At 66.3% G+C, this 13,154-nt stretch carries 5 protein-coding genes; 2 read left to right on the top strand and 3 right to left on the bottom strand.

Annotated elements, in window-relative coordinates; all coding sequences use genetic code 11:
* Positions 1–32 precede the first annotated feature (32 nt).
* Both QCE63_RS14280 and QCE63_RS14275 read right to left on the bottom strand, forming a co-directional pair.
* Positions 33–7,604, bottom strand: a complete 7,572-nt coding sequence (locus QCE63_RS14280) for an AIDA repeat-containing protein (protein ID WP_309833865.1) — start codon at positions 7,602–7,604, stop codon at positions 33–35.
* Positions 7,605–7,697: 93 nt separating this feature from the next.
* Positions 7,698–9,020, bottom strand: a complete 1,323-nt coding sequence (locus QCE63_RS14275; protein WP_309833864.1) for an autotransporter strand-loop-strand O-heptosyltransferase — start codon at positions 9,018–9,020, stop codon at positions 7,698–7,700.
* 386 nt (positions 9,021–9,406) lie between these two features.
* Here QCE63_RS14275 and QCE63_RS14270 point away from each other — a divergent pair, with 386 nt between their 5' ends.
* Both QCE63_RS14270 and QCE63_RS14265 read left to right on the top strand, forming a co-directional pair.
* Positions 9,407–9,823 carry a CopG family transcriptional regulator gene (locus QCE63_RS14270; RefSeq protein WP_309833862.1) on the top strand — a complete coding sequence of 139 codons (417 nt, stop codon included), beginning with the start codon at positions 9,407–9,409 and terminating at the stop codon, positions 9,821–9,823.
* A 32-nt stretch (positions 9,824–9,855) separates the two neighbouring features.
* Positions 9,856–10,923, top strand: coding sequence for a PHB depolymerase family esterase (locus QCE63_RS14265; protein WP_309833861.1), 1,068 nt, complete (start codon positions 9,856–9,858; stop codon positions 10,921–10,923).
* Between the two features lie 52 nt (positions 10,924–10,975).
* Here QCE63_RS14265 and QCE63_RS14260 read toward each other — a convergent pair whose 3' ends face one another.
* Positions 10,976–12,931, bottom strand: coding sequence for an ATP-binding protein (locus tag QCE63_RS14260; RefSeq protein WP_309833860.1), 1,956 nt, complete (start codon positions 12,929–12,931; stop codon positions 10,976–10,978).
* Between the last annotated feature and the right edge of the window lie 223 nt (positions 12,932–13,154).

Raw genomic sequence — 13,154 nt, 5'->3', positions numbered from 1 at the left:
CACTTCACAAAGCGGCGCGCGCGCCGCCCCGCTTACCACTTCCAGTTCACCCCCGCCACACCGCTGTAGTCCTGCTCATGCTTGCCGAAATCCACGGCAGCACGCGCAAACACCGAAGCATGCTTGCCGATTTCCCAAGAGCCGCCCGTCGCCACATGCCCGACGGTGCGTGCCAGCGGCGTACCCGACACCTGATACACCGATCCCGGCGCCGTCGCGAACGCGGCATTGAGCTGCTGGTCGAGACTGCCAAAACGCTGCTGCACGTTGACATCCACTTCCCACGTGTTGCTCGAGCCGCTCGCCCGCTTCTGCTTCAGCAAGTAACGCACGCCCGCGATGCCCGTCGTCGCGGCCTGGCTGCTGCCCTGATAGACGAGATCGAAGTCATTGCCCTTGCCTTCGCCAAAACCATCCTGGCTATAACGGCCCACACGCATGCCGAGGTACGGCTGCAACATCATGTCGTCACGCAGATGCAGGTTCAGACCGCCTTCCGCATAAGCCGTCGTCGAACGCGCCTCGACGCTGCCCTGCGGCGTGCCCGACATGCCATCCAGCGCGACCACGCGGTTCACCGAATTGCTCCAGCGCCCGATACCCGCCATGCCGCGCGCAAAGAACGGCTGCGCCGCCGGTTGCCATGCGCCGTAGATCAGCGCCTGCCAGCCGTTCGCATGACCGCTCGAACCCGGCGTGTTGAAGCCCAGGTCGCTGTAATCGGCATCGACGGCCACGCCCGCGCGCACATCACGCAGCACTTCGCGGTCGAAGCCAATCGCGAGCGAACTCGTGCGCGCATCCAGCGCATGGCTGCCGAGCGCTGCATCGCCCGATGCGTGCGACTGGCCGTAACGCACCGTCGCCCATACATCGTTCGACGGACGCTCCAGCCCCGCCTGCGTCAGACGCTCGCCCGCCGTGTTGCCGAACGCCTCCGTGCTCTGCCGCGCGATGCGCAACAGGCCGGTGGCTTCATCGCCGGTCATCTGCGAAAGCGCCGACTGCGCGCCCGCCTTCGTCGCGAACAGCAGCTTGTCGGTCACCGCATTGCCACCCGCAGCGAGAATCCGGTTCAACGCGCTCGCCACCTGCAACTGGTTGCGGTTCTGGCCGACCATGCCGAAGCCCGCGAACTCGCCCGTCTGATAGAAGATCGACGCGATCTTCAAGGTCAGATCCACTTCCTGCGGCGCGTAGCTGAGCGTCGGCACGAGGTACGCGTAGTCCATCGAGACGCCCGCGAACGAACCGTTGAGCGCGCCCGTGTAAGTCAGGATCGTGTACTTCGTGTTGGCCTTCCACGCATCCGGCACGGCATTCACGACGACCGTCGCGCCGCCGTTCGCGCCGCTCTGCGCAATGCTGACATCGCCCGTCACCGCGACGCTGCCCGTCTGGCCCGCCGCGTTCGCGCCGACCGCGAACACCGAACCGTCGTTCAGCGCGAGGTTGCCGTTCACATGCAGCGTCTGGCCCGGCGTCGTCGCGGCGAGCGTGCCGCCCGCGTTGATCGACGCATTGCCGGTCAGCGTGCCGCCGCCCTTCAGCGTGCCGCCGCTGTTCACTGCAACGTTCGCCGCCGTGACCGTATCGACCTGCACGGTGCCGCCGTCATCGACGATGCCGAGGCTCGCGCTCGCAAGGTTCTGCACCAGGCCGCCGGCCGTCACGTGTACGCCGGCCACGTCGCCGTCGCCGGTCAGCGTGCCGCCGCTGTTCACCAGCGTGCTGCTGACGAGCGCGCCCGCGTTCACACGCTGCACACCGCCCGCATTCAGCGTGGTGTCCTGCGCCGTGCCGCCCGAGCTGACCACCTGCGTGCCGCCGTTCACCGTCGTGCCGCTCGCGATGCCGTCCGCCTGCACGTCCTGCAACGCGCCGCTGTTGATCGTCGCGCCGCCCGCATAGCCGCCGAATGCCACCTGCTGCACACCGCCGCTGTTGACTACGGTGTTGTAGGCATAGCCTTCGATCGCGCCATCGACGTATTGCAGGCCGCCTGCATTGACGGTCGTGTCGGTCGCCACGCCGCCCGCAAGGATGTTCTGCGTGCCGCCTTCGACGGTCGTCCAGCGCGCGGAGCCGCCCGCGCTCAAGGTCTGCGTGCCGCCGGAAGTCAGCGTCGTCACGATCGCGACGCCGCCCGAACTCACGTTCTGCGCGCCGCCGTTCGACACGGTCGCGCCCAGGGCCGCGCCGCCTGACGTCACCGTCTGCGTGCCGCCCGAGATGGTCGTGTTGCTGGCCACGCCCGCGACCGTCTGGCTGCCGCCTGCGGCGATCGTCGTGTCGAGCGCGTTGGCGCCCGACGCGACTTGCTGCACGCCGGCCGCACCGATGCTCGCACCGGTCGCCGAGCCGCCCGAGGACACGCGCTGCATGCCGCCGACGATGACCGAGCGCATCGAAGCGCCGCCCGACGACACATGCTCCGTGCCGCCCGAGCCCACTTGCGTGCCGCTCGCGACACCGCCCGCCAACACGTCGAACACGCCGCCGTTCTCGACCAGCACGTTCGATCCGACATTGCCCGCGACCTGGAACGCGCCGCTTGCATTGCTGCCGCTGAGCGTCGCCGAGGTGTTGGTGACGAGCGCCGCGCCCGAGGCCTGGCTGAGCGTCGCGCTGCCCGCGCTGTTGACAGTGGCTTTGCCGCCGCCTTCGACCACCACGCTGCCCGCCGCGCCGCCGCTCGATACGGTCAACGCGCCGCCGCTGTGAACCACGGTGCCGCTGGCCGTGCCGCCCGAGGCGACCGTCTGCAGGCCGCCGTTCGACACCACGGCCTGCGTCGAGCTGCCGCCCGACGACACGGCCTGCGTGCCGCCGCTCGAAATGTTCGTGCCGCTGACGTTGCCGCCCGCGAGCACGGTTTGCGTGCCGCCGTCCGTCACCGAGACGCCGTTGGCCGCGCCGCCCGAGCTCACGTACTGGTTGCCGCCGCTGCCGAGCGTCACCGAGCCGGCATTGCCGCCCGACGACACGCGCTGCACGCCGCCCGCGCTGACGACGGTGCCGGTGGCCGTGCCGCCGGACGCCACGTCCTGCACGCCGCCGCTCGCGACCGTCGTGGCCAGCGCGGTCGCGCCGGTCTGCACGGTTTGCAGGCCGCCGCCTTGCACCAGCGTCGATACCGCGCTGCCGCCGGCCGCGAGGTTCTGCACGCCGCCGGAAAGAATCGACGTCGCCGAGGCCACGCCGCCCGATTGCACCAGTTGCACGCCGCCGCCCGACACCGCCGTGCCGCTCGCCGTGCCGCCGGATGCGACGCTTTGCGTGCCGCCGCTCGTCACGGTCGCTTGCGTCGACAGCCCGCCCGACGCCACGGTTTCGACACCGCCCGCGCCAATCGTCGTGCCGCTTGCGCGGCCGCCCACGCTCACGACTTGCGAACCGCCCGCGCTGATCACGCTGCCGCTCACCACACCCGCCGATGCCACCGTCACCGCGCCGCCCGCGCCGATTTGCGTATCGAGCGCCTGTCCGCCGGAACCGACCGAGACCTGGCCCGCCGAGCCGACTTGCGTGGCGTTCGCGGTGCCGTTCACGACCTGCGTGCCGCCGGACACCCGCGTGCCGGACGCGACGCCGCCGGACGCGACGGTTTCGAGGCCCGCGCTGCCGACATGCGTGTCGAGCGACTGACCGCTTGCGAGCACCGTGAAGCTGCCACCGTTCTCGACGAGCAGGCCCGACGCGACATTCCCGCTGATGCGGAACGACGAACCGCTCGGACCGGTGCCCGAGAGCAGTCCAGCGGTATCGGCGGTGAGGATCGCGCCGCCCTGTTGAATGACATTGAGCGCCGAACCGCCCGCGCTCAACGTGAGCGCGCCGCCCGAATTCATCGTCAGGCCGCCGACCGCGCCGCCCGCATCGACCGCCACCGTGCCGCCGCTCCCAACCGTGCCGGCGCTCGCGCGTCCGCCCGACATCACTTGCTGCTGCCCGCCCGCGACGATCGTGCTGTTCGCCACGCCGCCCACGCCGACTTGCTGCGTGCCGGAAGTGATCGTCGTGCTGGTGGCCGTGCCGCCGCTGGAAAGCACCTGCGTGCCGCCCGCGACCGAGGTGCCTTGCGCGACGCCGCCGCTCACGTTCTGCGTACCGCCCGAAGAAACGATGGTGCCGCTGGCGATCGCGTTCGTCGCAACGGTTTGCGTGCCGCCCGCGAGAACGGTCGCGCCGTTCGCCGTGCCGCCGCCCGAGATCGTCTGGGTGCCGCCGGAAATCGTGTCCTGCGAAGTCACGCCGCCGCTCGCGATGGTTTGCGTGCCACTCACGCCGACTGTGCTGTAGCTCGCCGAGCCGCCGCTCAGCACGGCAAGCGTGCCGCCTGCCGAGACTTCGGTGCGCGTCGCCGAAGTGCCCGCCGACACGTTCAGCGCGCCGCCGTCCACCTGCGCGCCATTCGCCGATGCGCTGTTGGTCAGCGTGATCGTGCCGCCTGTCAGCACCGTCGCCGACGTCGTGCGGGCGCCGCTGCCATGAACCGCCTGACTGCCGCCCGCCGACACCGTCGCCGCCACGCTCGATCCGCTCACGTCTTCGACGCCGCCCTGGATCTGCGTGCCCGACGCATAGCCCGAGATGGCGATGGTCTGGGTCGCGCCCGCGGAGATGACCGTGCCGCTCGCACGGCCGCTCGTGACGACCTGACTCGCGCCTGCTTGAAGTTGCGTGCCTGCCGTCGCGCCGCCGACCACGTTGACGACCGTGCCATTCGCCGCCACCGTGCCGCTTGCCGTACCGCCCGACACGGTCAGCGTGCCGTTGTTGAACTGCGTGTCGAAGGTCGTGCCGCCGTAGATCGTCTGCGCGCCGCCTTGAAGCACCGTGCCGCTCGTCTGGCCGCCCCACACTTCCTGCGTCGCGCCCGCGCCGACAGTCGTGCCCACCGACTGGCCGCCGTTCACGCTCTCGTATGCGCCGCTCTGCAACTGCGTGTTGTTGGTGACGCCGCCGCGCACGTAGACGTCGCCGCCCGCCGTGACGATCGTGTCGTTGGTGATGCCGCCCGACGTCGTGAGCATGGCCGAGGTGTTGACGGTCGCATTGTTGAGCGTGCCGCCGCTCACGACAGCGTTACCCCAACTGTTGATCGTCGCGCCCTGCGCCGTGCCGCCCGAGACGGTCAGGCTGCCGCCGCTGTTGACGGTCGTCGCGCTCGCGAGACCGCCGGAGAGCACGGTGAACTGGCCGCCGTTCTCGGCGATCACGTTCGATGCGTAGTTGTTGCTGACGACGAACTCGCCGATCGAGTTGTGCGCGTCGGTGATCGTCGCCGAGGTGTTGGTGATGAGCGCGCCGCCCGGGTCCATCGTCACGGTTTGCGCGTTGCCACCCGCATCTACGGCGAAGGTGCCGTTGTTCGCGACCGTCGTGGAGGTGGCGATGCCGCCGCTGTTGACCGTCACGCGACCGCCCGAGCCGACCGTCGTCGAGACGGCGGAACCGTCCCCGAGCACGGTGAGATCGCCGGTGTACTCGATCACCAGATTCGTCGCGACGTTGTTCGCCACGCTGAAGTTGCCGTGCGTGTTCGATCCGTTCGAGATCGTCGCCGAGGTGTTGGTGATGAGGCCCGCGCCCGCGCTCTGGTTCACGAGATTCGCCGAGCCGCCCGCATCCACCTGCAACGTGCCGGCCGAAAGCAGCGTGTCGTTCGCGAAGCCGCCTTCGTTGACCGTGAGCTTGGCCGCGCTGCCATCGAGCATCACGCCCGAAGCAACGTTGCTCTGCACGTAGAACGCCCGGCCGTCCGCCGTCTGCGCACCCGTGATGGTCGCCGACGTATTCGTGACGATCTGGCCGCCTGCGCCCTGCACGACCGTATCGGCCTTGCCGGTCGCATCGACCTGGAAGATGCCGCCCGCCGAGTACACGGTGTCGTGTGCCGAACCGCCCGCCAGCACGGTGAGATGACCCGTGTCGGTGATCTGCGTGTGCGTCGCGAGGTTGTCGGCGATCGAGAAGCCCGTGCCGTCCGTGCGCGTGTTGGTGCCGGAGAGCACGGTCGAGGACGTCGTCGCGACCAGGCCGCCGCCCGAGTTCTGCACGATGCCTACGGCCGTGGCGCCCGATTCCACTTCGAATGTGCCGCCTGCGTTGATGGTGCCCGATGTCGCGCTGGCGCCCGAGTTCACGTCGATCCGGCCGCCGTCGGAAACCACCGCATTGTGGGTCGCGCCGCCCGAGTTGACGGTCTGCGTGGCGTAGGTGCCGCTGACCAGCGTGGCATCGGCGACGCCGCCCGAGAGCACCGTGTCCTGCGCCGCAAAGCCGACCGTCGTGCCGCTCTCGACGCCTGCCACGGACTGTGTTGCAAAGTAGGAGACGGTGCCGCTCAGCATCGAACCGTTTGCGCTGCCGCCCGCGAGCACGCTCGCGCTCGCGCCGCTGTTGATCTGCGCGCCCGACAACATGCCGCCCGCCGACACCGTCACGCCGCCGCCGGAGTTGACGATGGTGCCGTCGGCCGCGCCGCCCGCGACGATCTGGTTGCCGCCATAGCCGATGGTCGCCGCAATCGCGCTGCCGCCTGCCGACACGACCTGAGTGCCGCCCGAGGTGACGGTCGCGATGTTGGCGTAACCGCCATCGATGATGGTTTGCGTGCCGCCGCTCGTGATGGTCGTGCTGGTGGCGAGGCCGCCATCGACGTTCTGCGTGCCGCCGCTCGTAATGAGCGACGAGGTTGCCACGCCGCCGCTGACGTTCTGCGTGCCGCCCTGGACGCTCGTGGCCGTGCTGAAGCCGCCGGAGGACACGTTCTCCACGCCGCCCGCGCTGACCACGGTACCCGTGGAATGCTGCATGGCGAGCACGTCGAGCTGGCTGCCGGAGTTGAGCACGAAACCGTTGGCGTTACCGCCCGTCACGTTGAAGGCGCGGTTGCCGGCGTCGGTGCCGGTGATCGAGCCAGAAGTCGTCGCCGAGATCACCGAACCCGACGACAACACGATGCCGCTCGCCGTCGCGCCTGCTTCGAACACGGCGCTGCCGCCCGCGGATACCGTCACGCTCCTGGCCGTGCCACCGGATTTGACGTCCTGCGTGCCGCCGTTGAGCACCGAGGTACTCGACGCGACACCGCCGCTCAGCACGTTTTGCGTGCCGCCGCTCTGGATCGTCGATCCGCTGGCGACACCCGCGCTCACGTTCTGCGTGCCGTACACGGTCGATGCACTCGCCGTGCCGCCCGTCACGTTCTGCGTGCCATCGGCGTTGATGGTCGTCGACGTGGCCGTGCCCGCGACGCTCTGCAAGCCGGCTGCGTTGACCGTCGTCTGCATCGACGTGCCGCCCGAGGCGAGGTGTTGCTCGCCGCCGTCGCTGACCGTCACGCTCGACGTGCGGCCACCCGCGGCAACCGTCTGCAAACCGGATGTCACCGACTCGCCGGAGACCGTCGAGCCGCTGGAAACGGTCGCCGTGTAATCGGTCGGTTGCGGCGTGACGGGCACGGCGTGGGCCGGCGCGGCGACGAGCGCCTGCAAGCCCAGCAGCGAGAAGAGACCCGCGAGCAGGCGCGAGGCGCGCTGTCCACGGTTGCCGAACATGTGCAGGCAGAATTTACGGCGATAAGTAAGCGGCTTCATTTATTCGTATTGGTATGTGCGTGACGCGCGCCCACGTGAGCGGGGCGCGCGACAAAAAATCGATGTGTGCTTGGGCGTGACCGGTGGACGCGATCAGGCTTGCAGCGCGACAGGCTCGAGGCCCGCGCCGAAGCCCGGGATGCGGCGCAGCGTGCGTCGGACCTGTTCGGGTGTGATGAGGCGCGTGCATTCGAACTGGCGCGGCGTGTCCTTGTGGCGCGGACACCAGAAGAAATCCTGGTGGTCGAAGCGTTGGCGTACGTCGTTCCAGCAGCCGTTGCAGGCGTGGTAATTGATCACGCGGAAAGGCGTGGCAAATTCGTTGTTCTCGTGGGTGAAGCCGCTAATCATCGCGACCGGAATGCCGCAGGCCCACGCGAGCCACGCCAGTCCGCTCGACAAGCCGACGAAGAAGTCCGCATGCTTCAGCCAGCGTGCGCGCTCTTCCAGCGACCGGTCGCCGGTCTGGTCCTCCGCGCCGTGCGGGATGTGGTTCCAGACGAGTCCCGAGCCGTGCGTCGCCTTCTGGTCGATGCAGATCACGCGATAACCCGCTTCCTTCAGGAACGTGACGATCTCGCGCCAGCCGGTCGGGTGATTCCAGTACTTGCACTGGGTCGAGCTTTGCACCGCGATGCAGACATAACGCTCTTCAATCGGCCGCGAATCGTCGGCGAGGACCATCTCGGGGCGCATCTCTTCGGGATCGACACCGAGGATGTGACCCGCCGTGCGATGCAAGCCGACATGCCGGAAGTCGACCGGCTGATGCGTGTGCGCTTCGTCGTCGAAGAACAGGCCGATGTTGTAGGTCGCGTAGTAGCGCGCCGTATCCACTTCTTCCGGCGTGATGAATTCGATTTCAGGGTAGGCGCGGCGAAACAGCGGCGCGATCAGCGCGGACATCGCGCAGGTCAGGCGGCAGCCGTGCTTGCGCTGGAACTTGACCGCGTAGGGAAACCAGCCCATCAGGTCGCCGAGTGTGCCGACCGGAAACTGGATCAGCACCTCACGGTCCTTCGCGTCGTAGCGATGCAGGATGGCCGCGTCCGCCTCCTTGCCGCGCTTCTGCACTTCCAGTTCGAAGGGCACGAAATATTTCTTGCCGCTCGTCACCGCACCCGCGCCGATGTCCGTCTCGAACAGCACGTTGCCGGTTTCCGTGTCGCGCAGGACCACATGCCATTCGCCTTCCGGCAGCGTCACGCGACAGCCGTCGTTGAAGTCGAAGCGCACGCCCTGGCCCGCGTCCTGAGTCGGCGTGGGGGCGGGCAGCGGAAACGGCGGCTTGGGTGTGCCGTTGGTGGAGACGAGGCGCACGGGCACGGCGGCGACGGGCGGCGTGTCGCCCGTTGCGGGGACGGCGAGGATGTCGTGGGGGATCGAGGCGGTCATCGAAGGCAAGGAGACGGACATGAACCGCAGGCCTTCTTCAAAGACCTTCGGGACGATGGCTCCTGACCGGTACAACGCGTCGATTCAAAGCTCAGCGGTACAACACGAGATGCGAGATGTCTGGGCCTGGCTTGCAACGGCGTCGCAAAGGGAGAACTCGGGGATTCGTGACCGCCTTGCGACGCCGTGCACCGGCTTGGAACGCTAGGCCAGTTTCTTAACGGCGGGTAATTCAGGTCCTGAAGAATGTTTTCTGGAATTATTTAATATTACGGGGAGATAAGGTAAATATTGCCGGAATCTTGGCGGACTGATGACAGTCGCCTTGCACCTCAAAATTCTCCGTAGGCCCTCTTGAAACCAGCCCAATACCATCCACATGGATGGAAACCGGAGAACTTTTCAAGATGACCAAAGAGACGCTGGAACGCTCGCGCGGCAGCGAAACCGAAAAAATCACGATCAATCTCGGCCCGGTCGACCTGGGACAGATCGATCTGCTGGTCGAAGAAGGCTTTTATTCGAACCGTACGGATCTGATCCGCACGGCCATCCGCAACCAGCTCGCTGTCCACGCCCCGGCCGTGAAGGACACCGTGACGCGCCGTGAACTCGTCCTGGGTCTGCAGCATTTTTCGAGGCAAGACCTCGAAGCAGCGTGCGCTGCCAATCAGCGATTGAGGATTCAGGTGCTGGGCCTCGCGAGCATCGCCTCCGATGTCTCGCCTGAACTCGCGCTGGCCGCGATCGACTCCATCCTGGTTCGCGGCGCGCTTCATGCGTCACCTGCGGTCAAGGCGGCATTGTCGGATCGCATCCGCTGATGCTCTCGTGTTTCCCGCTTATGGAAGAAAAAATGAAACTCAACGACGGATTTCTGGACTCGATGAAAGAGGCCTTTGCCCTCTTTCGCCGCAATGATCCCGCGGCGGCCGCGGAGGTCGTCAAGCGCGCCATGCATGGCGCAAAGACCGACGTGACAGACGCTCGTGACAAGGCTGACACGACGGGTTTCGCCGACCTCTTGCAGCCCCGGCGCCGCGCCGGCAACGAGCAAACCGAACAGCAAGGGCAGCTCAGCACGCGGCGTTATGTCAGCGCCGCCGGTCAACGTGATTACAAAATCTACGTGCCCGTATTACCTCGCAGCGAACCCTTACCGCTGGTCATCATGCTGCACGGCTGCACCCAGGATGCCGACGACTTCGCAGCCGGCACCCGGATGAACGCGCTTGCCGACACGCATGGCTTCATCGTCGCTTATCCGGTTCAGCCGCAAAGCGCGAACGCATCGAAATGCTGGAACTGGTTCAAGCCCTCCGATCAGCAGCGCGATCAGGGAGAGCCGTCACTGATTGCGGGCATCACGCGCGAGATCATGGCGAATCACAGCATCGACCCGACACGGGTCTTTGTGGCAGGCCTGTCTGCCGGTGGCGCGATGGCGGCGGTGCTCGCGCAGACCTATCCTGACCTGTACGCGGCAGCGGGCGTTCACTCGGGTCTGCCGGTGGGTTGCGCGCACGACTTGCCGTCGGCCTTGGCGGCGATGCGCGGTGGACAGCCCCGGTCCAATGCACGCAGAAGCGCACGAGCGGACAGTCATCCACGGCCGCTGATTGTCTTTCACGGCGATGCCGATGGAACCGTGCATCTCGCCAACGCCAACGAACTGGTACGCGATTTCTCGGCAAGCGAAGTCATCACCGATGGAGCGTCGCGCAATGACAGCCGCGCGAGAAAACACACGGTCCGGATCATGACGTCACCAACGGGGGCCGATGCCGAACTATGGGTGATTCACGGGGCGCCGCATGCCTGGGCCGGGGGCTCGTCGAGCGGCAGCTACACGGATCCGTCCGGTCCTGACGCCAGTGCCGAGATGATTCGATTCTTCCTCAATCATCCTCGACGGCCTGAGTGAAGCTCGCTCGTGCTCATTGGTTGACCACGAGCGCAGCGACACGCAGCACGCGCTAGGTGACCGCCTCATCCGCGAGCACGCGTTCGAGGTCGGGAATCGCTGCCGGCTTGACAAGATGATGTTTGAAGCCTGCCTCGGCCGACAGTCTTTTATCGTCCTGCTGCCCATAACCGGTGTGCGCGATGAACACGGCGTTCCGCGTGCCCGGAAGCGCGCGCAGTTCGCGCGCGAGATGATAGCCATCCATATCAGGCAGTCCGAGCACGCAGCGGTCAAACGACTCCCGTCTGGCACGCTCGATCGCACCGTGAGAGTTGTGCTCGATGGAGACGTCGTGCCCGAGAATCTCCAGCACCATGCCGACCGAATCTGCAACGTCGACATTGTCCTCAACCAGCAGAATGCGATGTCGATGGACGTCGTGCGTCGGCTCAGGCGGCGCGGAGGGTGTCATCCGGTCGGCCCGGGCAGCGACGAGCGGAAGCCGCACGGTGATTTCGCTGCCCTTGCCCTGCCCTTCGCTCGCCGCCGTCACCGTGCCATGCTGGCGCTCGACGAGTCCCTTCACCAGCGCGAGCCCCAGTCCCAACCCGCCTTCGGTGCGCGCGGCGCTTCGCGTACCCTGCTCGAAGAGATCGAATGCGCGTCTCAGCAGATCCGGCTCCATGCCGTTGCCATTGTCCTTGACCTTGAGCACTGCCTTGCCGTTCTCCCGCACTGCCGAGACCGAGATGCTTCCGCCATCCGGCGTGTATTTCCCGGCGTTCGTGAGCAGATTGCTGAATACCTGGACGAGACGATTGTGATCGCCGCACACGCAGACGGGCTCCATCGGCAGATGGACGGTCAATTGATGCTTGTGCGCTTCGACAAGCGGGCGCACCTGCTCGGATGACTCATGCACGACTCGTTTCAAATCGACGACATCGGTTTCGAGCGAAACGCGGTTCTGGTTGACGCGCGAGGCTTCCAGCAAGTCGTCGATGAGTGTCGAGACATGCGCCACCTGGCGACGGATCATGTCGCCGACGTGGGAGAGGCGTTCATCGTCCTTGCCGAGTCGGGCCATCATCTCCGCGCCGGCCCTGATCGGCACGAGCGGATTGCGCAGTTCGTGTGCAAGCATGGCAAGGAACTCATCCTTGCGTCGGTTCGACACGTGCGCTTCCACCTCGGCGAGCATGCGTGCGTCGATGTCGGTGTTGCTGCCCACCCACTCGACGATGTCGGCCCCTTGCCGAACCGGCATCGCGCGGACAAGCGTCCATTGGTAGTCACCGGTGTGGTAGCGCACTCGGAAGGTCGACTCGTGTGGCGTGCCTCTTTGCAGGCTTTCCTGCCACTCGCGCTTGGCACGGCTTACGTCGTCGGGATGAACGAAGTTGATCCACAGTCCGTCTTTCGCCGCTTCCGGCTCTGCTCCCATGAACTCGCGGAACCGCGCATTGTAGTAGTTGATGTATCCGTCCGGACGGGCAGTCCATATGCATTGCGGAAGTGAGTCAACGATGCGTCTGTAGTTCGGCTCGCGGGCCGCGTCGAGAGAGAGCCGTTGCGCGCTGGATAATTTCTCGAGCCAGTGCACGATACAGAGAAGTTTACCTTCGTCGGTCAAGACCGGCCTTTGTACGGCTCGCCATCTCGAGGCTGCTTCACCTTCTCGCGCTGAGATCTTGAAGCGTTGATCAGCCTTGTCGCTGGCTGACTTCCATGTCGCCATCGAGGTCAAGGCCGCATGAAGATCTGCCGTCTCTGCCGAGTTGAAGGGAAACGCACTGTGCGGGTAGACATCCAGAATCGATTGACCGACGACGTCGTCGCGGTGACTCCGCGTTTCGCTGAGATAGCCTTCGCTCGCCGCTGCTACCGTGAAGTCTTTATCCGGAAGCAAGATCAGCAACGGCACCGGCAGCGACTCGAAAATACCCTTGGCGCTATCGGTGTCGCAAAGCCTGATCTGTTCGGGACCTGCATCCGGCTCTGCGTCCCTATCGAAGCCGTCGACCATGTCAGCCAGTCCTCACGTATTGGGCGTACGCACCGGAGCCGACGGCGTGGTTCGAAACAGCCACGCCTATAGGCGCTTTAATCCGCTTTCCGACAATCTAGCTTAGCAGTTCACCCATGCCAGAACCGGCCTTTGCAGCAGTCATCAAGCGGTGCATTCCGGACGTTGCGATAGTCGTGGAAGTCAGGGCGCCTCAATCGCTGGCCCCGATAGCCGGGCACGC

The sequence above is a fragment of the Caballeronia sp. LZ065 genome (genome assembly GCF_031450975.1).
Classification (GTDB): Bacteria; Pseudomonadota; Gammaproteobacteria; order Burkholderiales; family Burkholderiaceae; genus Caballeronia.
The sequence above is the reverse complement of the archived record's forward strand: the minus strand, read 5'-3'. Positions and strand labels throughout refer to the sequence as shown.

What these genes read in the sequence shown, in the direction of transcription:
- QCE63_RS14260 (WP_309833860.1), bottom strand. Translation starts at nt 12,931, where the DNA reads ATGGTCGACGGCTTCGATAGGGACGCAGAGCCGGATGCAGGTCCCGAA.
- QCE63_RS14265 (WP_309833861.1), top strand. Translation starts at nt 9,856, where the DNA reads ATGAAACTCAACGACGGATTTCTGGACTCGATGAAAGAGGCCTTTGCC.
- QCE63_RS14275 (WP_309833864.1), bottom strand. Translation starts at nt 9,020, where the DNA reads ATGTCCGTCTCCTTGCCTTCGATGACCGCCTCGATCCCCCACGACATC.
- QCE63_RS14270 (WP_309833862.1), top strand. Translation starts at nt 9,407, where the DNA reads ATGACCAAAGAGACGCTGGAACGCTCGCGCGGCAGCGAAACCGAAAAA.
- QCE63_RS14280 (WP_309833865.1), bottom strand. Translation starts at nt 7,604, where the DNA reads ATGAAGCCGCTTACTTATCGCCGTAAATTCTGCCTGCACATGTTCGGC.